General features: G+C 68.0%; 18 protein-coding genes and 1 riboswitch. Of the genes, 6 read left to right on the top strand and 12 right to left on the bottom strand.

Translation table 11 applies throughout. The features are described from left to right. The first annotated feature begins 56 nt into the window (after nucleotides 1-56). The 6 genes from ABIB25_RS08305 to ABIB25_RS08280 all read left to right on the top strand — a co-directional run bounded on the left by ABIB25_RS08305 (nucleotide 57) and on the right by ABIB25_RS08280 (nucleotide 8,768). Complete coding sequence (locus tag ABIB25_RS08305; protein WP_354527952.1) at nucleotides 57-860, top strand: TauD/TfdA dioxygenase family protein; 804 nt, start codon at nucleotides 57-59, stop codon at nucleotides 858-860. Then, on the top strand, nucleotides 850-2,199 hold the full coding sequence (locus tag ABIB25_RS08300) for an ATP-grasp domain-containing protein (protein ID WP_354527951.1): 1,350 nt from the start codon (nucleotides 850-852) through the stop codon (nucleotides 2,197-2,199). Before ABIB25_RS08305 ends, ABIB25_RS08300 begins: the two co-directional genes overlap by 11 nt. Before the next feature lie 3 nt (nucleotides 2,200-2,202). After that, entirely contained in the window at nucleotides 2,203-3,267 is a 1,065-nt protein-coding gene (locus tag ABIB25_RS08295; protein WP_354527950.1) for a D-alanine--D-alanine ligase family protein, read from the top strand. A gap of 51 nt (nucleotides 3,268-3,318) precedes the next feature. Next, a complete protein-coding gene (locus tag ABIB25_RS08290; protein WP_354527949.1) occupies nucleotides 3,319-4,221 on the top strand; it encodes a DMT family transporter in 903 nt (300 codons plus the stop codon). Between the two features lie 87 nt (nucleotides 4,222-4,308). Beyond that, a riboswitch (cobalamin riboswitch) is annotated at nucleotides 4,309-4,544 on the top strand. Nucleotides 4,545-4,688: 144 nt separating this feature from the next. Further along, nucleotides 4,689-7,640: a ribonucleoside-diphosphate reductase subunit alpha gene (locus ABIB25_RS08285; protein WP_354527948.1), complete on the top strand. Its 2,952-nt coding sequence runs from the start codon at nucleotides 4,689-4,691 to the stop codon at nucleotides 7,638-7,640. 48 nt (nucleotides 7,641-7,688) lie between these two features. After that, complete coding sequence (locus ABIB25_RS08280) at nucleotides 7,689-8,768, top strand: ribonucleotide-diphosphate reductase subunit beta (protein WP_354527947.1); 1,080 nt, start codon at nucleotides 7,689-7,691, stop codon at nucleotides 8,766-8,768. A gap of 48 nt (nucleotides 8,769-8,816) precedes the next feature. Here the strand turns inward: ABIB25_RS08280 and ABIB25_RS08275 are convergent, their stop codons facing one another. The 12 genes from ABIB25_RS08275 to ABIB25_RS08220 all read right to left on the bottom strand — a co-directional run bounded on the left by ABIB25_RS08275 (nucleotide 8,817) and on the right by ABIB25_RS08220 (nucleotide 21,176). Next, nucleotides 8,817-9,425, bottom strand: a complete 609-nt coding sequence (locus ABIB25_RS08275; RefSeq protein ID WP_354527946.1) for a TetR/AcrR family transcriptional regulator — start codon at nucleotides 9,423-9,425, stop codon at nucleotides 8,817-8,819. Then, nucleotides 9,422-9,691, bottom strand: a complete 270-nt coding sequence (locus ABIB25_RS08270; protein ID WP_354527945.1) for a hotdog domain-containing protein — start codon at nucleotides 9,689-9,691, stop codon at nucleotides 9,422-9,424. Before ABIB25_RS08270 ends, ABIB25_RS08275 begins: the two co-directional genes overlap by 4 nt. A gap of 137 nt (nucleotides 9,692-9,828) precedes the next feature. Beyond that, on the bottom strand, nucleotides 9,829-10,452 hold the full coding sequence (locus tag ABIB25_RS08265; protein ID WP_354527944.1) for a GPP34 family phosphoprotein: 624 nt from the start codon (nucleotides 10,450-10,452) through the stop codon (nucleotides 9,829-9,831). 115 nt (nucleotides 10,453-10,567) lie between these two features. Continuing rightward, nucleotides 10,568-13,075: a M16 family metallopeptidase gene (locus ABIB25_RS08260; RefSeq protein ID WP_354527943.1), complete on the bottom strand. Its 2,508-nt coding sequence runs from the start codon at nucleotides 13,073-13,075 to the stop codon at nucleotides 10,568-10,570. Between the two features lie 7 nt (nucleotides 13,076-13,082). Further along, a complete protein-coding gene (locus ABIB25_RS08255; protein ID WP_354527942.1) occupies nucleotides 13,083-13,991 on the bottom strand; it encodes a hypothetical protein in 909 nt (302 codons plus the stop codon). Beyond that, nucleotides 13,988-14,650: a flavoprotein gene (locus tag ABIB25_RS08250; protein ID WP_354527941.1), complete on the bottom strand. Its 663-nt coding sequence runs from the start codon at nucleotides 14,648-14,650 to the stop codon at nucleotides 13,988-13,990. Before ABIB25_RS08250 ends, ABIB25_RS08255 begins: the two co-directional genes overlap by 4 nt. A gap of 26 nt (nucleotides 14,651-14,676) precedes the next feature. Next, nucleotides 14,677-15,657 (bottom strand): LLM class flavin-dependent oxidoreductase, encoded by a 981-nt coding sequence (locus ABIB25_RS08245; RefSeq protein ID WP_354527940.1) that lies wholly within the window; start codon nucleotides 15,655-15,657, stop codon nucleotides 14,677-14,679. Further along, entirely contained in the window at nucleotides 15,654-17,687 is a 2,034-nt protein-coding gene (locus ABIB25_RS08240; RefSeq protein WP_354527939.1) for an ABC transporter ATP-binding protein, read from the bottom strand. The genes ABIB25_RS08245 and ABIB25_RS08240 overlap by 4 nt, the downstream gene beginning before the upstream one ends. Then, nucleotides 17,684-18,940: an ABC transporter permease gene (locus tag ABIB25_RS08235; protein ID WP_354527938.1), complete on the bottom strand. Its 1,257-nt coding sequence runs from the start codon at nucleotides 18,938-18,940 to the stop codon at nucleotides 17,684-17,686. The genes ABIB25_RS08240 and ABIB25_RS08235 overlap by 4 nt, the downstream gene beginning before the upstream one ends. Beyond that, a complete protein-coding gene (locus tag ABIB25_RS08230; protein ID WP_354527937.1) occupies nucleotides 18,937-19,824 on the bottom strand; it encodes an ABC transporter ATP-binding protein in 888 nt (295 codons plus the stop codon). Before ABIB25_RS08230 ends, ABIB25_RS08235 begins: the two co-directional genes overlap by 4 nt. Nucleotides 19,825-19,826: 2 nt before the next feature. Beyond that, a complete protein-coding gene (locus ABIB25_RS08225) occupies nucleotides 19,827-20,822 on the bottom strand; it encodes a methyltransferase (RefSeq protein ID WP_354527936.1) in 996 nt (331 codons plus the stop codon). A 189-nt stretch (nucleotides 20,823-21,011) separates the two neighbouring features. Further along, nucleotides 21,012-21,176, bottom strand: a complete 165-nt coding sequence (locus ABIB25_RS08220) for an LxmA leader domain family RiPP (RefSeq protein ID WP_354527935.1) — start codon at nucleotides 21,174-21,176, stop codon at nucleotides 21,012-21,014. Nucleotides 21,177-21,259 lie beyond the last annotated feature (83 nt).

Below are 21,259 nucleotides of genomic sequence, written 5' to 3'. Positions count from 1 at the left end.
GGAGGCCCGGAGAACCAGCTCGCGGCCGTCCGCAGAACTCCTGAAGGGGAAAGCACATGCTCCACCACATCCTGAACCCCATCGGGGTCGAGGTCACCGATCTGCCGCTCACCGACGTCGATGCCGCTGCGGTTTCGAGGCTGGAAGAACTGCTGTCCGAGCATGGCGTCGCAGTGCTACCCGGTCAGCAGCTCGACGACACCGAGTTCATCGGTTTCCTGCAGCAGTTCGGCGACCTGATGCTCTCGATCGGCGAGACTCCGGTCGACGGGTTCCCCGACCTGAACGTGATCAGCAACGTCGGCCGGGAGACTCCGCCGCGCAGTGTGTTCCACGTCGACACCAGTTACGTCAGTCACCCGCCCACCTACACGGCGTTGAGGGCCGTCGAGATTCCCTCGCAGGGAGGCGAAACGCTGTTCACCAACCAGTACCGGGCGTACGAGACGTTGCCGCCGGAGGTTCGCTCGGACCTCGAGGGCCGCACGATCCGCCATGTGATGACAGGTCTGGATCTCGACGAGGACGCCGAGACGGAAGCCGACCATCCCGTCTTCCGTCGGCACCCCATCTCCGGCCGGACGGCGCTCTACCTCTCCACGCCGGCCCGGTGTGTCTCGATCAGCGGCATGGACGATGCCAAGGGTAAGGACATGATCGAGTTCCTCTACGCCCACTCGACCGCACCGCACAACACCTACCGCCATGCCTGGGCGCCGGGTGATGTCGTCATGTGGGACAACGGTTGCGTACTGCACCGGGCAGACCACGCCGACGTCATCGGAGACCGGGTCATGCACCGCGGGATGGTGGCGACCGGGACGAAACATCGGGACGGGACGTTCCCGCATGTCGACTGAACCGGCCACCCCTCGCGCCGAGGCGGTTCAACAGCTGCGGACCGTCGGTAGAACCGTTGGGGTGCTGGCACTTCTACAGGTAGCCCTCCCGGTCAACCTGGCGCTCACCGCCGTTGCCCTGGTCCGGTCGAGCGTCATCCGAAAGCCGCAGCAGACGGTGTCGCGTCCTCGTACGATCATGGTCAGCGGCGGGAAGATGACCAAGTCGTTGCAACTCGCTCGCTCGTTCCACGCCGCCGGCCACCGCGTGATCATGATCGAGTCGCACAAGTACCGCTTCACGGGGCACCGATTCTCCCGATCCGTCGATCGTTTCTACGCTGTTCCGAAACCCCAGTCACCCGAGTACGTCCAGGCGTTGGTCGACATCGTGCGGAAAGAGGCGGTCGACGTCTACGTCCCGGTCTGCAGCCCGGTGGCCAGCTACTACGACGCCCTTGCCAAGCCCGCTCTCTCGGAGTACTGCGAGGTCCTGCACTGCGATCTCGACATGATCTCCGGTCTTGACGACAAATACGAATTCTCCGCCATGGCAGCATCTCTGGGGGTGTCGGTACCTGACTCCCATCGGATCACCTCGCCGGAGCAGGTGGCGGAGTTCGATTTCGCCGAGGCCGAGAACTCCTACATCCTCAAGAGCATCCCGTACGACCCGGTGCATCGGATGGACCTGACGACGTTACCGCGCCCCACCCGTGAGGCGACAGCGGCTTTCGCCCGGTCCAAGCCCATCGGCGGCGATTCGCCGTGGATCATGCAGGCGATGATCAAAGGTCAGGAGTACTGCACGCACAGCACCGTGCGGGAGGGCCGGATCCAGGTCTACTGCTGCTGCGAGTCCTCCGCCTTCCAGATCAACTACGAGATGGTCGACAAGCCCGAGATCGAGGACTGGGTCAGGAAGTTCGTCGAGCCGTTGAAGCTGACCGGGCAGGTGAGCTTCGACTTCATCGAGGCCGACGACGGGCAGGTCTACGCCATCGAGTGCAATCCCCGCACCCACTCTGCGATCACCATGTTCTACGACCACCCGGATCTGGCGAACGCCTACCTGGACGACGACCACCCGATGATCACGCCGCTGCCCGGCAGTCGGCCGACATACTGGATCTACCACGAGGTCTGGCGACTCCTGACCCGGCCGACGCACGTCGCCTCGCGGCTCAGGACGATCTTCCGCGGCAAGGATGCGATCTTCGACTGGGATGATCCGCTGCCGTTCCTGATGTTGCATCACGTCCAGATCCCCTGGCTGCTGCTGAACAACCTGCGGCAGCGCAAGAGCTGGATCCGCATCGATTTCAACATCGGCAAGCTCGTCGAGCCGTCGGGGGATTGAACCGTGACGCTCCGGGTGCTGCACCTCACCGGGTCGGCCGTCAGCGATTTCCTGGCCGACCTGTCCCGCCTCTATGCCGCGGACTGCCTGGAGGCGACCGCCGACAGCGAGCGCTACGACTTCCACATCGCCTATGTCACACCGGATCTGCTATGGCGCTTTCCCGTAGACCTGAGCCAGGCGGCCATCTCCGCGGCGGCGGCGATGTCGGTTGGCGACGCGATCCGGCACATCGCCGCGATGGCGCCCGGTGTCGTGGTGCCGCAGATGTTCTGCGTTCCCGGCATGACGTCCTACCGCAGTCTGTTCGATGTGCTGGGTGTTCCCTTCGTCGGGAACAGGCCAGAGGTGATGGCCCTGACTGCGAACAAGGCACACGCGAAGGCGGTGGTCGCTGCGGCCGGTGTCCTGGTGCCTGCCGGGGAGACGGTTCGCCGCGGCGACCGGCCGTCGTTGGCCCTTCCGGTGGTGGTGAAACCGGTGGACGGGGACAACTCGCTCGGAGTGACCCTCGTGCGCGCGCCCCACGAATTCGCGGAGGCGTTGGACGCGGCTCTCGAGCATTCCGACGAGGCCCTGGTCGAGTCGTTCGTCCAACTGGGGCGGGAAGTGCGCTGCGGCATCATCGTCCGGGACGGTGAGCTGATCTGTCTGCCCCTCGAGGAGTACAACGTCGACAGCGCGACCAAGCCGATCCGCAACCATGACGACAAGATCAGCCGCACCGGCGGGGGTGAGCTGAATCTGGTGGCCAAGGACAGCACCAGGGCGTGGATGGTGGCGCTCGATGATCCGATCACCCGCCGGGTCTGGGAGGTGGCCCGGCAATGCCATGTCGCCCTTGGCTGCCGGCACTACAGCCTGTTCGACTTCCGGATCGACCCCAGCGGGCAGCCCTGGTTCCTCGAGGCCGGCCTCTACAGCTCGTTCGCCCGCAAGAGCGTGATCAGCATGATGGCGAAGGCGGCCGGGATCGGGCTGGACGAGCTGTTCGAGACGGCCGTGCGCGAGAGTCTCCGTTCGAGCAGCTTCCGGGGGTCCAACACATCACCGAAGATGATGAGATAGTACTGAAGAAGTAAATGAACGTACCGCACGAAAGTGCGCAGGCTTCGGGGTATGACGTCCAAGCGCGCACTGTTCGCCGGTCTCGGTGTCGTCGTGCTCTGGGCCGGCGCCTTCCCGGCGGTGCGGGTGGCGGTGCCCGAGTTCGGCGTCGCCGGTCTGTCGGTCGCGCGACTGTCCGTGGCCGCGGCCGTGCTGCTTCTGCTCGCCCCGGTATTGAAGGTGAAACTCCCGGCACTGCGGGATGTCCCGTTGATCCTGGGCTGCGGGTTCTTCGGCATGGCCGCCTACCAGATCCTGCTGAACTGGGGAGAGGTCACGGTGCCGGCCGGTACCGCCAGCATGATCGTCGCGGCCGCTCCGCTGGTCAGCGTCGCGGTGGCAGCGGTTGCGTTCGGCGAACGGCTGACCGTGATCAAGATCGTGGGCAGCGCGGTGGCGATCACCGGTGTCGCCCTGGTCGCGTCCGCACGATCGGAACTGTCGCTGTCCTCGTCGGTGTGGATCCTGATCGGTGTGACCATCGTCCAGGGCATCTACCACCCCATGATCAAGCCGCTCCTGCGTCGCTACAGCGGCGTCGAGGTCGCCACCTACGGCATGGTCGCCGGCACTCTCATGCTGCTGCCCGCCCTTCCCGGAGCCTGGGGCCAGATGGGGAGCGCGTCTGCGGGGGCGTGGTGGTCGGTGGCCTTCCTCGGCGTCTTTCCGTCGGCCCTCGGATTCGTCCTGTGGGGCTACGCCGTCGGACGTCTGGAGATGGTGACCTCGACGTCTCTGCTGTACCTCGTTCCCGCGTTCGCGGTGTTGATCGCCTACTTCTGGCTGGACGAGGTCCCGGTGGCCGGCGAATTGATCGGCGGTGCGGTGGTACTGGTCGGCGTGGTCACGGTCGGGCTGGGCAGCGCTGTCAGAGCGCGTCGAACCACTTCTGCCGTGCAGCATCAGCTTCAGTGAGCAAGGTCGGGCCCGGTCCGTCTCAGCTCGGCTCGACGACACGCCCAACACGACATGTGGGGGTTGTTGATCGACATGCCCCCCACATGTACTGTCCGTTCTGCTGGTGGTTCGCCTGACCCGGAGTGAGCAATTCCGGGGAGGGCGTGCCAACAGGGAATCCGGTGTGAATCCGGGACTGCCCCGCAGCGGTGAGTGGGAACGACAGTCGTCATGAAGCACTGAACGCTCCGGCGTTCGGGAAGCGACGGCCAGTAGGAGATCGGTGTCAGAAGCCGGTCGTGCCCGCGAGTCCGAAGACCTGCCATCAGTGCGCGCGCCAGCCGGTGCGCGCCGTCGGTCGACCCCGTGGGAGGGTCCCTGCGCTCCAGGCCATCCTGGGCACCCCGATCGGGCTGCCTCCAGGACGGTCCTGCGCATCCTCCCCGAGATCCGCCGTCACCGGTCTTTTCTCGCGAGGAGAAAGCATGACCCAGACCCTGCGCGGTCTTCACCTTCCCGACGCCCCCGACCCCGTTGATCTGCGTCACGACCTCAAGCTCCGCACCGATCTGTCGGTGATCCGCCGTGACGGTTCCACCGCCCCGTTCGACGCCGGCCGGATCATCGTGGCCATCACCAAGGCGTTCCTGGCCGTCGAGGGCGAGAGGGCCCAGACGTCCTCACGGCTCCGGACGCTGGTCTCCCAACTGGCGGACGACGTGGTCGGCACCCTGCACCGTCGCCATGCCCCGGGCGGCAAGATCAATCTCGAGGACGTGCAGGACCAGGTCGAACTGGTGCTGATGCGGGGCGGTCACGCCGCCGTCGCTCGCGCCTACATCCTCTACCGCGAGGAGCACCGCCGTGCTCGTGACGAGCGGAACACCGCTGTGTCGCAACCTGTTCCGATCCAGACGTCGATGTCGGTGACCTGGCCGGACGGGACGCTCGCCCGGCTGGATCGCGAACGGCTGAGCTCGGTGATCGACGAGGCCTGCGCCGGCCTGGGCGAGACGGATGCCGCGCTGGTCCTGGCCGGTACGCAGGCGAACCTCTACGACGGCATGACGACGGTCGAACTCGGGCTGGCGCCGATCATGGCGGCCCGCGGACTCGTGGAGACCGAGCCGGCCTACTCGCAGGTGGCCGCGCGGCTGCTCGCCGACACGCTCCGGGCCGAGGCCCTGACCTTCCTGCACGACGCGCCGACACAGGCCACCGCCGCGCAGATGACGGCCGGCTATGCGCAGTACCTCCCCGCCTACCTGGCACGGGGGATCGAGTTGGGCCAGCTGGATCCGCAGCTCGCGGAGTTCGATCTCGAGCGCATCAGCGCTGCGGTGGATGGGCAGCGGGACAACGACTTCACCTTCCTCGGCCTGCAGACCCTCTACGACCGCTACTTCCTGCACCACCGCGGCACCAGATACGAACTACCGCAGGCCTTCTTCATGCGGGTGGCCATGGGGCTGGCCGTACGGGAGCCGGACCGGGAGGCCGCTGCGATCGAGTTCTACCGGCTGCTGTCGAGCTTCGACTTCATGGCCTCCACCCCGACCCTGTTCAACGCCGGCACCACCCGGCCGCAGCTGTCGTCCTGCTTCCTGACCACCGTCGACGACGACCTCGACGACATCTTCCAGTCGATCAAGAACAACGCGCTGCTGGCGAAGTTCTCCGGTGGGCTCGGCAACGACTGGACCCCGGTGCGTGGCATCGGGGCGCACATCCGCGGCACCAACGGACTCTCTTCCGGGGTGGTCCCGTTCCTGAAGATCGCGAACGACACCGCGGTGGCCGTCAACCAGGGTGGCAAGCGGAAGGGCGCCGTCTGCGCCTACCTGGAGACGTGGCACATCGATGTCGAGGAATTCCTCGACCTGCGGAAGAACACCGGCGACGATCGCCGACGCACCCACGACATGAACACCGCGAACTGGGTGCCGGACGAGTTCATGCGCCGCGTCGAGAGCGACGGCCAGTGGACCCTGTTCTCCCCGGACGAGGCCCCCGATCTACATGACCTGTACGGCAACGACTTCGCCGTGCGCTACGCCGAGTACGAGGCCGCCGCCGACCGCGGGGAGATCGCCGTCTTCCGTCGGGTCAGGGCCGTCGAGCTGTGGCGCCGGATGCTCACCGTGCTGTTCGAGACGGGGCACCCGTGGATCACCTTCAAGGATCCGTGCAACCTGCGGTCCCCGCAGCAGCACGTCGGAGTCGTGCACTCTTCCAACCTGTGCACCGAGATCACCCTGAACACCAAGGCGGGCAGCCACTCCGGCGGCGCCCCGGAGGTCGCCGTCTGCAACCTCGGTTCGGTGAACCTCGCCGCGCACGTGCGGCCGGATGGGCTGGACGTGGAGCGGCTCCGCGGGACGGTGCGCACCGCGGTCCGGATGCTGGACAACGTCATCGACATCAACATGTACACGATCCCGGCCGCACGCCGGTCGAACCTGGTGCACCGCCCGATCGGGTTGGGCCTCATGGGGTTTGCCGACGCGCTGTACGTCCAGGGCATCGCCTACGCCTCCGACGCCGCGGTCGAGTTCGCCGACACGTCGATGGAACAGCTCTCCTATTTCGCGATCGAGGCATCGTCGGACCTGGCACTGACCCGTGGTCGCTACGGTTCGTACGAGGGCTCGCTGTGGAGCCGGGGAGTCCTGCCGATCGATTCCGTCGCCATTCTCGACCAGCACCGAGGCGGCCTGCTGGAGCAGGACCGCACCCAGCGTCTCGACTGGGACGGGTTGCGTCACAGGGTGAACCGGCAGGGAATGCGGAACTCGAACGTCATGGCCATCGCGCCGACGGCCACCATCTCCAATATCGTCGGAGTGGCACAGTCCATCGAGCCGACGTATCGCAACCTGTTCGTGAAGTCCAACATGAGCGGCGACTTCACCGTCATCAACGAGCATCTCGTTGCGGTGCTCAAGGAGCGGGGCCTCTGGGACGAGGTGATGATCGCCGATCTCAAATACTTCGACGGGTCTCTACAGCCGATCGACCGGATCCCGTCCGACGTGAAGGCGTTGTTCGCCACGGCCTTCGAGATCGACAGTTCGTGGCTGATCCACGCCGCCTCCCGTCGGCAGAAGTGGATCGACCAGGCCCAGTCCCTCAACCTGTACGTGGCGCAGCCCAACGGGCGCAAGCTCGACGAGACCTACCGCCTGGCCTGGCGTACCGGATGCAAGACGACCTACTACCTCCGGTCCAGCTCGGCCACACACGTGGAGAAGTCGACCATCAACGGCACCGACGGCAAGTTGAATGCGGTCAGTGCCACCCCGGTCGCCCCCGCTGCCGCGCCCCCTGCTCCGGTGACCCCGGTAGCCATCCAGGAGCCGGTCGGCCGAACCGTGCTGACCGCCGAGGACGTCCTCGCCTGTTCCGTCGACAACCCCGAATGCGAAGCCTGCCAGTAGTTCCGGCCCGTCCAACCCGAAGACCCCGACCTGATTGTGGAGAGAGAAATGACCAATCTTGTGACGAAACTGGACGACCCCGTCAGCGGACTCGGCTCCATCGATGCCGGCGGCGGACGCGTCGCCGTCGGCGACAAGGCGATGATCAACGCCCGCGCCGACGTCAACCAACTGCTACCGCTCAAGTACCACTGGGCCTGGGAGAAATACCTGGCCGCCTGCAACAACCAGTGGATGCCCACCGAGGTGTCCATGCAGGCCGACATCGCGCTCTGGAAGTCCGCGAACGGCTTGACCGAAGCCGAACGGAGCATGCTGCTGCGCAACCTCGGCTTCTTCGCCACCGCGGAGTCATTGGTGGCCAACAACATCGTGCTCGCCGTCTACCGGCAGCTGACCAATCCCGAGTGCCGGCAATACCTGCTGCGTCAGGCGTTCGAGGAAGCCGTCCACACCCACACGTTCCAGTACATCTGCACCTCGCTCGGACTCGACGAGGGCGAACTTTTCAACATGTACCGCGAGGTACCTTCGATCACCGAGAAGGACGCCTGGGCACTGCAGTACACCCGGCACCTGGAGGATCCGGGGTTCCGCACCGGCACCCCGGAGTCGGACCAGGCGTTCCTGCGCGACCTGATCGCGTTCTACGTCATCTTCGAGGGCATGTGGTTCTATACGGGTTTCGCCCAGATCCTCTCGCTCGGGCGTCGCAACAAAATGGTGGGCATCGCCGAGCAGTACCAGTACATCCTGCGTGACGAGTCGATCCACCTGAACTTCGGCATCGACGTGATCAACCAGATCAAGATCGAGAACCCGCACCTGTGGACCCAGGCATTCCAGGCCGAGGTCAGCGGAATGCTCGCCACAGCCTGCGAACTCGAGATCGCCTACGGCCGGGAGACCATGCCAACCGGGATGCTGGGCCTGAACGCCGCGCAGTGCGAGCAGTACATCAAGTTCGTCACCAACCGGCGATGTGCCCAGATCGGGCTGGCACCCCTGCATCTGCCGACCGAGAACCCGTTCCCGTGGATGAGCGAGATGATGGACCTGAAGAAGGAGAAGAACTTCTTCGAGACCCGCGTCATCGAGTACCAGACAGGTGGCGGGCTCGAGTGGTGACCACGAGGTCAGGACGGGGCTGACGCCGACCGAACGGCAGGCGACTACTCATGGATGCGTGCGCAGACCGTCGAAGACCACGGCGGACACGATGGTGCCGAGCTCGGTGGCCGAGTGTTTGCTGCCCGGCTTGAGCCATTCCGTCAACGAGTTCACCGTCCCGAACAGCAATCGGGCGATGACGGCCGGGTCGATATCGGGCCGGAGAGCTCCGTCACCGACCGCCTCTTTGACGAGATCGGTAGCCAGGCGGTCGATCTGGCGGCGGCGAACGAGGGCCTGTCGTTCCACCTCGCTGTTTCCCCGCACCCGCAGCAGGAGCGTGACGAATGGCAGATCGTCGACGAGCACGGCGACGCTGCGCCGCAACAGCTCCTCGAGCCGTTCGACCGCCGGCCCGCCGAGGGCGCGGACGTCGACGGCCGCCTGCTCCAGCCCGACGAGCGCGCGGTCCAGGGCCAGGCCCAGCAGCGCCTCCTTGCTCTCGACGTGGTGGTAGATCGAGGACTTGCCGATGCCCAGCCGCGCGGAGAGATCCTCCATGCTGGTGCCGTCGTAGCCGCGTTCGATGAACACCTCGACCGAGGCGGCCAGCACGGTGGACAGGTCATGTCCCGGCCGTCCGCGACGACGGGCGGAGGGGCCGGCCGCCGTCATCGCGGCGGTTCCTTCAGCTCGTGGCTCCGGCCCCGGAACTCCGCGACCAGGGAATCGCCGCAGATGATGGTGACGTCGTACCGGCCAGATCGGCCGAAGCGGGTGCGCTCCCGGGCCCGGGCCACCAGGGTGTCTCCGACAAGAACCGGCCGCACGAACACGATGCTGCAGTCCGCTGCGACCGCGATCCGGCTGTCGCTGTTGCAGGCGCAGGCAAAAGCGGTGTCCGCCAACGAGAAGACGATGCCGCCGTACCCGTCTGCCACGGAGATCTCCCTGTCCGGAACGAACGTTCGGACGGATACTACCCTGGTATGACACCAGATCAGCTGGATCGGGCTGGCGGAGCAGGTCCTGCTCACCGACGCTGCGCTGCAGACCGGACCGCAGGTACCTGGCACGCTCAGACGAGTTCCCGCTCGGCCAGCGCCGCGCGGATCTCGCCGGACGCGGAGGCTTGACGGCGCAGCGGCCGCAGCCGGTCGAGAACTCTTCCGAGGACAGGCTCGTCGATGACGCCACCGAGCAGGTGGAAGGTGTCCAGCAGGGCGATCCGCTCCGCCTGCCTCCGATCGACCGGAGTGCCCTCGCGTAGCGGCCGGACGATCTCGGCGAGCAGGGTCTCGCGCCGGGCCGGCGACGACGGACGGTAGCGGCTCCGTTGGAATGTGCCGGTGGGTTCGGTCAGCAGGTGTCCGTCGCGGACGAGATCGTCGAGGACCAGTCTGTCCGGCAACGTCTCTCGATGCATCGTCCAGTCCTTTGCGGTGATCAACGACGTGATCAGTACGGAGCCATCCGGGTCGTCGAGCTTCCGGAGCACCTGGTCGATCACCCCGACACCCGACGGGCCGACCCTGGTGCGGCGGGCCCGTCGTTCGTGCAGCCCGACGAACCCGCCGAGTTCGGCCTCGACCAGCGCGGCGGCCAGCGTCAGATGCGTCGGATTGGCCGATACCGGGCTCCGTCCGTTCTCCGGATCGCGGATCAGGTAGAGCAACTCGTGGGGGAGCGTCCAGGTGGTCATCGTGTGATCCTCTCCTTCGGGGGCTCGCCGAGGTTGGTCGGTGTTCGACAGGGGTCGTCGATCGGGGTCGGGACCGGGCGGTCACGGCCGTGCTGCCGTCATGAGGGCACCGACTTCACGGGACCGCCGTGGTGACGACGGTGGTTCGGGGACCGGCGAAGAGCCCGGCAGCAACTGCCGCAACCTCCGCGCTACCGATCCGCTGCAACCGATCCGGGTACGACTCGAGTTCTGCCGCGGACGAGCCCGTTGCCATCAGATGCGCCAGCAGTGCGACCATCGATGCGGGTGAGTCGGTGGCACTCTCGATCTGACCTGCACAGTAGAGCCGGGCCGGCTCGATCTCCTGCGCCGTCGGCGGATGGCTGGCCAGGTCGTCGATGACCGTCAGCACCTCGTGCTCGACATCCTCGAGTCGGGCGGTCGGTGCGCAGGCACGCACGAAGGACCGCCAGTGGTCCCCGAGTCTGTCGTAGCCGGCGAACACCTGGTAGGCGACGCCGGGGCCGTTCGTCGATCGGAGCGCAAGCCGGGCCTGCCGGTAACCGCCCGCGACTGCGGTCGCGAGATACCGTGCCGGGTCGTGCATCCGCGGCGTCGGATCGGGCACGCTGATCGTCAGCGTGCCCCAGTCTCGTTCGCCGCCCGGAACCAGCAGTCGCGTCGGCGCCGGAAGCCCTGTCACGTTCGATGTCTCGACCGGCCGTGTGTCGCGGAGGCCGTGGACGAGCGATTGCTCCAGACCACCGATGTCGTTCGATCCGGCCACCACGACGACCAGCCCGGCCAGGTCCAGCAGCGGGCCGGGTACCCCATCGTCGGTCCACCGCAGCCGCAGGAGGGCGTCCCCGTCCGGGGGCACCGAACGTGTCGATTCGGTCGGTGCGGCTCCGATGGGCAACCGCGCCAGCAACCGGTCGAGCACGGCCGTCCAGGCGTTCAGATGCTCCGGAGCCAGAAAGCTGCGCAACTGCCACCACTGGCCGTCGGTGGTGATCGAACTGCCACCTCCGGTGCGTCGGCCGAACGCATCGACCTCACGGTGCAGGTCCGCCACCCACCCGTACAGGGCGGACGGATTCCGGCGGCCGGCGGCGGCGACCGATCCGCGAACCGCGATCTCCATCGGTCCTGCAGTTCCCGACAGGATCAGCAGTCGACCACCACCCGGCAGCTCGACCGAGCGGGCGACCGGGATCTCCGGGCCACGAGGCGATCTGCGTGCGAGCAGAGCGGGACCGACTGCCGCACCACCGGTATCAAACGTTGGACCGCCGTCGGTCCCGTCCGGGAGTGGTCCGGGGGTGACGACCGGATGCGCCGACAGCAGCCACGGTGCGCGAGGTCCGCGGTTCCGGACCGTCACGACCGCCGGTGCGCGACCCAGCAGTGTCGCCGCCGCACGGTCGAGCGAGACCGCATCGACGACGGCCAGCTGGGCGATGACGTTGTCGACCGACTCGGCTCCCCCGCCGAGCAGCTCGCCGCGCCCCCTGGCCCTGGCCGACGTCACCAGATCCGCCTGCGCGCGCCGGAAACCGGTCAGCACGTGGTTGCGGGCGGCGGCGATATCGGTCTCGTGCTGCCGGATCGCCCGGCCCCACCACCCCCGGAGGGTGTCGGCCAGTCGTTCGCCGGTCCAACCGTCCGGCAGCGCGGCCACCACGACCAACGCATCGGGGCTGCGGGCATCGAGCGGACCGAGCAGTCCGCATCCGGCATCGAGGGGGCCGAGGCCGGTTGGCGGATTTCGCGTGAGCAGGGCGGCCAGCACCAGTTGAGCGGCCATCGCCCCGGGGTCGGTCTCGGCTCCGGCGAGGGCGATCCCCAGCACGGCCAGCGGATGCGGTACCAAGGCGTCTCCGCTCTCGGCCGCGGTCGGCCCGGCGGCGCTGCTCCGGATTGGTTCCGACAGATCGGGTGCGTGGCTCTTCGACCGACTCGCGATCGAGCCGAAGTGCCTGTCCACCAAAGCGATCGCGTCCTGCGGATCGAAGCCGCCTGCCACTGTGAGCACCGCATTCCCGGGTGCGTAGTGGGTCAGGAAGAATTCCTCGCAGTCCTCCACGGTGGTCTGCATCAACCGGCTCGGCGACCCGTAGCCGTCGTGGGAGTTGGCGAACCTGGAGAACAGCAGGCCGGGCAGCAGAGGCCAGGGCACCCCGCCGTAGGGGCGGTCGCCGATCGCGGACGCGATCTCCTGGCCGACCCCGATCAGTTGCTCGGCAACGCCACGGCGGGTGAATCGCGGCGCGGCCATGCGGTCGGCCTCGGCGAACAACGCCAGATCGAGTCCGACGGCCGGGACCACCTGGTAGAAGTCGGTGTAGTCCTGGTGGGTGGTGCCGTTGGCCGTTCCGCCCAGAGCATGCACGTGGTCGTAGAATCGGCCGTCCGGAAGGTGCCTGCTGCCACGGAACATCAAGTGCTCGAACAGGTGCGCCAGGCCCTCCTGCCCCGGTTGTTCGGAGCGGAAACCCACGCCGTAGTGCATGCAGACGGCCACGCGAGAGATGCGGGGATCGGGGAGCAGCAGCACCCGCAGGCCGTTGGACAGGGTGTAGCGGATCAGGGCCGGGGGTGCCGGTGCAGGTTTCGGCGGAATTTCGAGTGCGGTCGTCATGTGGTCTTCACCGATCCAGCAGCAGGGTGAGAAGGCCGAGGTACCGACGTACCTCGGCGGGGTCAGGGCGCACGTACGCCACGTAGTCGTGCAGATGCATGGCGATCCGCAGCACTGCCCAGTCGGCGCATCGCTCGTCCGGCTCGCGCCCGTATCCGAGAGCCAGCGAACCGGCGAGATCCGGCCAATCGGTGGATGCACCTGCCCGCCAGCGTATCTCGGCCAGTTCCCCGAGTGTCCAGCCGACGTCGACGTACCAGGGCGCCGCACCCAGATCCTCCCCGGTGAGCAGATCCGCGCCGCCCCCGTCGGCGGCCGGGACCAGGCCACCGAGACCCGGCGCCCCGTGCACCAGAACCACGTCCCGGTCCGTGGTGGTGTCCCGCCAGCCGTCGACCAGGCGTGTCCAGCGCCCCTCGCCGAGGCCGTCACGGAGCTCGCCGGCTGCCTGGGCCGCCCAGACCCGGCGGGACCGGCCGGTCAGCCAGCAGCCGAGACGGTGCATGCCGCGGTGCGGCGTCAGCTGCACCGGAAGGCCCTGCCGGTGCAGTTCGCGGAGGCTGGAGCCCAGCCCCTGCAACGTCTCCGACAGCCCGGTGGTCTGGCCGACCGACAGCAGCCGGGCTGCCGAGTCCGAGCCGCGGACCAGATAGTCCCGTCGACGGTTGCTGCCGGTGCCGGCGACCAGTCGTACCTCGGTCGACGGCCGGCCGGCCGGTGCCCGTGCCGGCCCGGTGGCGGTGCTCGGCGTGGCTGTCGTCGACAACGAAGCCGGCGTAGCGATCGTCGAGAACAGTGACGGCGCCTGGGGTCCGAGCCGCCGGATCCACCGGATGAGATCACCGGACGGTGAGATCTCGGTTTCCAGCAGACCGGTCCCGTAGTGCGCCGGACGGCTCTTCACGCAGGCGCTCACGCTGCCACCTCGGAGGTCGACCGCTGCGCGAGCGACCGGCCGGTTGGGTCGGCGGCCAATTCCCTGAGCAACTCGAGTGCCTCCGGGAACGGCGCCGGCGCCCAGGCGGTTGCTGTCGCGTCGGCAGCGCTCTCGCCGCGTCGGCACGGGGCAAGGGCGACCCCGGGGCGATCGGCCAGCTTCTGCCAGTGCTCCTGCAGCACAGCGCTTTCCAGCCCTCCGGGCGGCAGGGCTGGCGCGATGACGAGCGGCCCGCCGCTGCAATGGGCGGCCAGTACCGCCGGGCTGTCGGCCAGTCCCAGGGCCAGCCTGGCCACCACGCCGAAGGTCGCCGGGTAGACCAGGACGGCCTGGGCCCACTGGGCCCAGTCCACATGCGGTGTCTGCGAACCGGTCTCGGCCCAGACGTCGGACTCGGGTTCGGCGCCGAGCCGGCTGGCCACCGCCTCCGGCGTGACGAACCGCCGGGCCGAGCGCGTCAGCACCACCTTGAGCTGCAGCCCGGGATGACCGAGGCGGACCCAGCGCACCAGGAACGGCACGTCCGCGGCCGCCACCGATCCGGTCACCAGCCACAGCAGCCGGTCGATGCCCAAGGGGGCCGAAGCTGCCCCGGCTGCCGCTGTGGTGCCGGGACCCTGGCCTGCTGCCGTTCTCATGCCGGGACCGTCGCCGGCTGCCGTTCTCATGCCGGGACCCTGGCCTGCTGCCGGGTCAGGACGCCGACGATCGCCTGGAGTTCGGACAGTGCCGCGGTGGGTCCGGCGGTCTGGCACAGACCGGTCACGTTGAGCACGATCTCGTCGACGCCGGCGGCCTCGAACGCCGCCACCTTGGCGGGCAACGCGTCCTCGTCGCCGTAGAGGAACACGTCGTGCCGAACCGCGGATCGGGCTGTCGCCGGGAGGTCCTCGGGGTCCACTGCGACCCCGGACCGAGCGAGCATGTCCTGGTAGTGCGGCATCGAGAGGTGCCCGGAGCTGCCGGCCAGCAGCAGAGCGGCAGGGTCGCGGTCCGGCCGGGCCAGCGCTATCGGGATCACCGCAGTGACACGGGGTGTCGGGTGACCGCTCGCCCGTGCTCCGGCCTGGAGTGCGGGCAGGACTTCGGCCTCGAGATAGGTGACCGGCGTCATCCAGGTGATCGCCACGTCGGCCAGTTCGCCGGCCAGTCGGGCCATGCCCGGCCGCAGGACGCCGAGACCGATCTCCACCCCGGGTGCGGGAGGCCCGGCCGATTGCAGCCGATTCGTGAGGTACTCACCGCTGACGTCCGCATGTCCCTCGCGCAGCAGTCCGGCGACCACCGTGAGGTACTCCCGGCTGGCCTGCAGCGGTCTGCGGTAGGCGCTGCCGAGCATGGCCTGCTGCAGCCGGGGTGCGCCGGGCCCGAATCCGGCGACCACCGGGCTTCCGGTGGTCAATGCCAGCGAGCGCACCGACAGGGCCGCGTCGTACGGATGGCGGAAGGGCATCAGGGCGACACCGAGACCGACCGGTACCCGAAGTCCCAGCGCCGCGAGGTGTGCGAACGTCAGATACGGGTCGAGCAGCAGCGCCTGCCCCTGCCAGAGGGCGTGCGCCGGACCATGCTGGACGAAGGCGGCCAGCGGGACGACCTGCTCGGACCGCGTCGGCATGAACGGGATCAGTACGGAGATCTTCACCGGGCACCGGCCAGGACGGGATCGACGTCACCGTCGAGCATCTGCCACCGGACCAGCTGGGCGTACTCGGGAGAATGCGACAGCAGACTCTGATGGTTGCCACTGGCCTGGATGGTCCCGCCCTCGAGCAGCAGCACCTGATCGGCGTGCTGCACGGTGGACATCCGGTGCGCGACCACGACGACTGCCCTTGTCCGGGCCAGCTCTCCGACCACCTCGCGCAGGATGTGCTCGTTCCCGCCGTCCAGCTGGGAGGTCGGTTCGTCAAGCAACACGAGATCGGCGTCGGCCAACAGCACTCTGGCGAGTGCGAGCCGCTGACGTTGGCCGCCCGAGAGGTCCTGGCCCATACCGAGTGTCGTGTCGAGGCCGAGGGGAAGAGAGGCGATCACGTCGTCCAGACGTACCTGGGCGAGGGCCCGCCACAGCTGTCCATCGGTGATCGGATCCGTCCGCCCCAGGATCAGATTACGTCGGACCGTGTCCAACAGGAGGGTGGACGATTGGTCGAGCATGGCCACTCCCGTCCGCGCGTCGTGCACGGACCGACCGGCCAGATCGCGGCCGAAGAGCTCGATGCGTCCGGCATCAGGAGTGATCAGGCGGTCCAGCAGCATGAGCACGGTCGATTTCCCGGCTCCTGACGAACCGACCAGTGCGGTCATCCCGCGCGCAGGAACCTGGAGGGATAGTCCGTCCACGACGGTCTCGGTGCCGTAGGCGAAGTGGACGTCGGTCAGCCGGACCGCGGGCGGTCGCACTGTCCCTGTCTCCGCGACCTCGGGATGCCCGACACCGGAGCCGTTCTCGGTGGCTACTGTGTTCTCGGTGTTCTCGGTGTTCTCGGTGTTCTCGGTGTTCTCGGTGTTCTCGGTGTTCTCGGTGTTCCCGGTGGCTTCGGTGGCTTCGGCTGGCACGGCGAACACGTCGTCGAATCGGCCACGGGCCACCAGACCGGCCTGGATGGCCGAGACCCCGGAGGTCGCCATCACCAGCGGTGCGGTGAGCTGCAGCAGGTAGAGCAGGAAGGCCACGAACTCTGCGAGGGTCAGCCGGCCGTCCACCAGACGCGCACCGCCGCCCACCAGGACTGCGAGCAACGCCACCTGTTGGCCGAGCGTCACGACCGGGACCATCAGCGATTCGAGCCGCGCGGTCTGCACGCCAAGTCGATGGAGTCGGCCGGCATCCTCCCGCAGCTCGGCGGCCACGGCGGACTCCGCGCGGGCCGACTTGATCACGATCAACGATTCCATCGACGAGACGAAACGCTGGGTCAGCAGGCCGAGATCCTTCTGCAGGGATAGGTATCGACGTTTCAGACCGAGGATCACGAGGGCGATGACGACGATGGCCATGGTGAAGCCGCCGACGGTGATCAGCAGCAGCACCGGATCCAGCAGACCCATGATCACCAGGGTGCCGACCAGGGTGAGCACGGCCATCGGCAGCTGGATCGGCACCATGTTGACGGCGCCCTTGAGCTGCATGGCATCTGCGGTGATCCTGGTGCCGAGGTCGGCGGTGCCGATTCGGCTTGCCTCGCCGAGCGGCAACCGCAGGGCGTGATCCATCAGGCGGGATCTCAGGCCCAGCACCAGGTTCTCGCCCAGCCGGGACAGGAGGTAACCGGCCAGGGCCGAGGTGCCGGCGGACAGCAGGGCGGCGCCGATCATCAGGGCGGCAGCTGAGGTGAGGCCACCGCCGGACTGGACCGCGGAGATCAGACCACCCACGATCAGCGGCAGCACCAGCGTGGAGGCGACCGATAACAGGGCGCACACGGCGATCGCCGGCGCGGCCAGGCGGTGTCCGGCGACCAGTTCGGCTCCCAGCCGCAGATCCGTCGGCCGTCGGACGGGCCTGGTCCTCTTCGCCCGGGCCGCGGTCTCCCCGTTCGGCGCCGTGGGTACCTCGGTGGTCCGCGTGTCGGCGCCAGGTGTTTCGGTGTTCGGTGTCTCGGCGCCAGGTGTTTCGGCGCCAGGTGTCTCGGTGTTCGGTGGCTGGGAGTGCGGTGCGGTGATCGTCATGACAGACCTCTCTCCTTGGCAAGTTTCAAAGCGGATCGGGCGCGCAGCATGCGGCCGTGTTCCAGGGCCCCGCCGAGGTAGACCAGGCCGCCCAATCGCAGCAGGACGGCAATGGCGACCCCCATCAGGCCCAGTGACAGGACCATTTCCCACCAGGCCACGTCCTCCGAGACCAGACGGACGGGCATGGCGGCCCAGGACGTGCCGGGCAGGTAGGACAGCACCCGGCCGAGTCCGGGGCTGAAACCGGTGAACGGGACCAGCGCGGCGAAGATGCCGGCTGTCTGCAGCAGGCTCACCGGCCCGGCCGCGTGTTGCAGGTCCTCCGGACGGGAGACGAGGGCACCGGCCAGCGCCCACATGGTGGCGAACAGGAAGAAGCCCGGGACGAACCACACCAGCACGATCAGTCCGACGCCGAGCGCGTCGGCCGGGACGTCGATCACCCCGAACAGCGCGGCGCCGAGGATGCCGGCCCCCAGGATGACCGCCATCTGCGTCAGTACCACCACGCCGACGCCGAGCACTTTGCCGGCCAGCAGTTGTCGGGCCCGGACCTTGGCCAGCAGCACCTCGACGATCCGGCTCGTCTTCTCCTCGAGGACGCCCTGGGCGATGCCCTGGCCGTACATGAACATCAGGAAGAACAGCATGAAGACGGCAATGGCGGCGAGGTAGAGGCGTTGCTGATCGCGCACGGCGTCGGGGTCGAGGGTGTCGAAGACCAGCGGGGCGATGGTGAACGCGGCGCCCACCTGAGCCGGCGTCAGGCCGGCGGCACGCAGGTTCTCCACCGTGTCGGACTGTGCGTGGGCGCGCTGCAGGGACGTGGTCAGCGGTCCGTTCAGCGGCTCCTGCGACATCACCCGGCGATCCGCAGCGATCACGGCGTCCAACTCGCCTGCCTGCAGTTGCGCTCTGGCCTGTTCCAGGTCGGGGACCGCGAGGATCTCCAGATCCGCGCCCCCCGAGGCGGATTCGGCCTGCAGGGACGTGGTCAGGGACGGCTGGCTCCCGACCACTCCGACCTGGTAGGTCCTGGCCGAGCCGTCGAACAGCTGGGTCAGCCCCATCGCGCCGACCAGGACGATCACGGTGATGAGCAGGGAGGCCCACAACTCACGTCGGCGGAACTGGATGCTGATCTCCCGTCCGGCGATGATCCGCACGGCACGGCCGGCGCTGATGCCGACCGGGCGGTCACAGTCGGCCACCGGCCGCTGCGGGTCCGCGACGTCCAGGGTCGACGTCATGCCGCCACCGCCTGGTGGAAGATGTCGGTGAGCCTCTGCCGGAGCCGCGCGAACTGCTCGACCTCGCCGGCCCGCTGTGCGGCCGCCAGCACCGTCGCAGGCGAGGTCTCCGGGTGCAGCTCGACCACTACCCGGCTGCCGTCGTCGGCCAGCACACGCACCCCGGGTAGTCGGCCGGGCCACCCGGGAACTGCTCGCAGTACGGTGATCTCGTAGCGTCGCAGGCCGTCCGAGCGCAGGTCGGCGACCCGTCCGTCGGCGACCAGCCGACCGGCCGAGATGATGGCAACGCGGTCGCACAAGCGCTCGACGAGGTCCAGCTGGTGGGAGGAGAACAGCACGCCGACTCCCCGACGGGTGAACTCCGCGAGGCCGGCGGCGACATGGTCGGTCGCCACCGGATCAAGGCCGGAGAACGGCTCGTCGAGGATCAGCACCTCCGGGTCGTGGATGACGGCGGCGATCAGTTGGATCTTCTGCTGGTTGCCGAGGGACAGCTGGTCCAGCGTGTCGTTCGGGGCCATCGTGACCTCCAGTCGCTCGATCCATTCGTCCGCGCGGCGAGCGGCCGTCGCCGGCCTGATCCCCGAGAGCCTGGCCAGGTACACCAACTGATCCTTGGGACGCATCCGCCCGTAGAGCCCCCGCTCCTCCGGCATGTAGCCGATCCGGCGTCGGATGTCGTCGTCGACCGGCCGGCCCTGCCAGCACACCTCCCCGGAGTCGGCCCGGAGGAGACCCAATGCGATCCGCATCGTGGTCGTCTTGCCCGCGCCGTTGGCACCGCAGAAGCCCAGCATCTCGCCGGGGGCGAGCCTCATGGTCAGCTCGTCGAGCACTGTCTTGGTCCCGAAAGCCTTTGTCGCTCCGATGAAGTCGAGCATGATCAGCTCCTGCCGCGGAACGCGAGGACGGACCGGACCGGGTCCGACGGACCCTTGTGGTGCAGTTGCAGGCCGGCTGCGGCAGCCAGGGCCAGCAACTGGTCCTCGGTGCGCGACGGGGCGGGCAGCGACGCCGACAGCAGGAGATCGGTCGTCGGGTCGAGAGCAGGCAGGCTCACCTCGGCCAGCAGGACGATCCCGGTCGGGCCGGCCGCGTCAGCGCAGCGGCTCAGCAACCTGATTGCGTCGCCGTCCGCCCAGTCGGCCAGGATCGCGGACAGCAGGTAGACGTCCGAGCCGCTCGGTAGCGGCGCGAAGAAGTCGCCGGTGACCGCTTCCGCCCGATCGGCCAGACCCGCGGCTGCGATGGCCTTGTCTGCGGTCTCGGCCAGGTTCGCCAGGTCGAGAACCCGACCCGAGAGATGAGAATGGGCCTGCAGCAGACTGATCAGGAGCGTTCCGTTGTTGCCACCGATGTCGGTGACGTGGTGCGCGGTGGTCCAGTCGTAGCCGTGGATCACCAGATCGGCACCCCAACCGGGCCGGACGGCGCCTTCGCGCTGAATTGCCGCCAGATAGCGCGGATCACCATTGACGTCCTGCCAGTAGTCGCTGCCGAACGCTGCGCGGTAGCAGCTGCCGCCGGTGCGGACGGACTGCAGGAGTCCGGCAAGGCCAAGCTCCATCCGTCCGAAGAGTCCTTCGGCGGAGAGGTACTGGCCGACGCTCTGCGGGTGGCTCCGGTGCAGGGGTGCGCCGGCCTCGGTGACCGACCACTGGTCCGCCGACCGGCTCAGGACGCCGCGCAACTCGAGGTAGTTCAACAACTTCGCCAGCATGGCGGGGTCTGCGCCGGTGGCCACGACCAGATCATGGGTGGTGGTGGCACCCGCCTCGATGTGGTCGGCCAGCTCCAGGGCGGCTGCGGTCCGGATGGCGTGCGGACGCAACAGGTCTGCGGCCTCCAGCAGGGTGGTGGCCGGGTTTGGTGCGGTCATGGCTTCTCCCTCACGGGCGGGTGGGATCGGACAGGGCAATCGGACGGAGTAGTGGATAGGCATGGAGGGGAACGGATGGGAATGGTGGTGTATCGGGAGTGCGGCGCCGACCGCGGCATTGGTCCCCTGGGGGAACCGCCGCGATCGGCGCCGTGCCCTTGTTCGGGCGAGCTCTGCAGCAGGGACGGATCAGCCCGGCCCGAACGTGGTCACGTAGCTGAACGCGAAGCTGGCCACAAAACCGCAGAACGGCGTGGTGGCTGGAGCTTCGCCCGCCGCGCTGACGACCAGGTCCTCGGTATCGGCATACGACCGATAGCCGCCGATCATGTCCTCGAGTAACGAATCTTCCATTGGAGCACCTCCTTTCGTGGTGTCGATGTCACGGATCCGCCCGATGCCGGGCGGAGATCTTGGGCCGTGATCAGCGGCCCAGG

It is taken from the genome of Nakamurella sp. UYEF19, assembly GCF_040546275.1.
Lineage (GTDB): Bacteria > Actinomycetota > Actinomycetes > Mycobacteriales > Nakamurellaceae > Nakamurella.
Note: the sequence above shows the minus strand (reverse complement) of the source record. Positions and strands in the feature narration are given on the sequence as shown.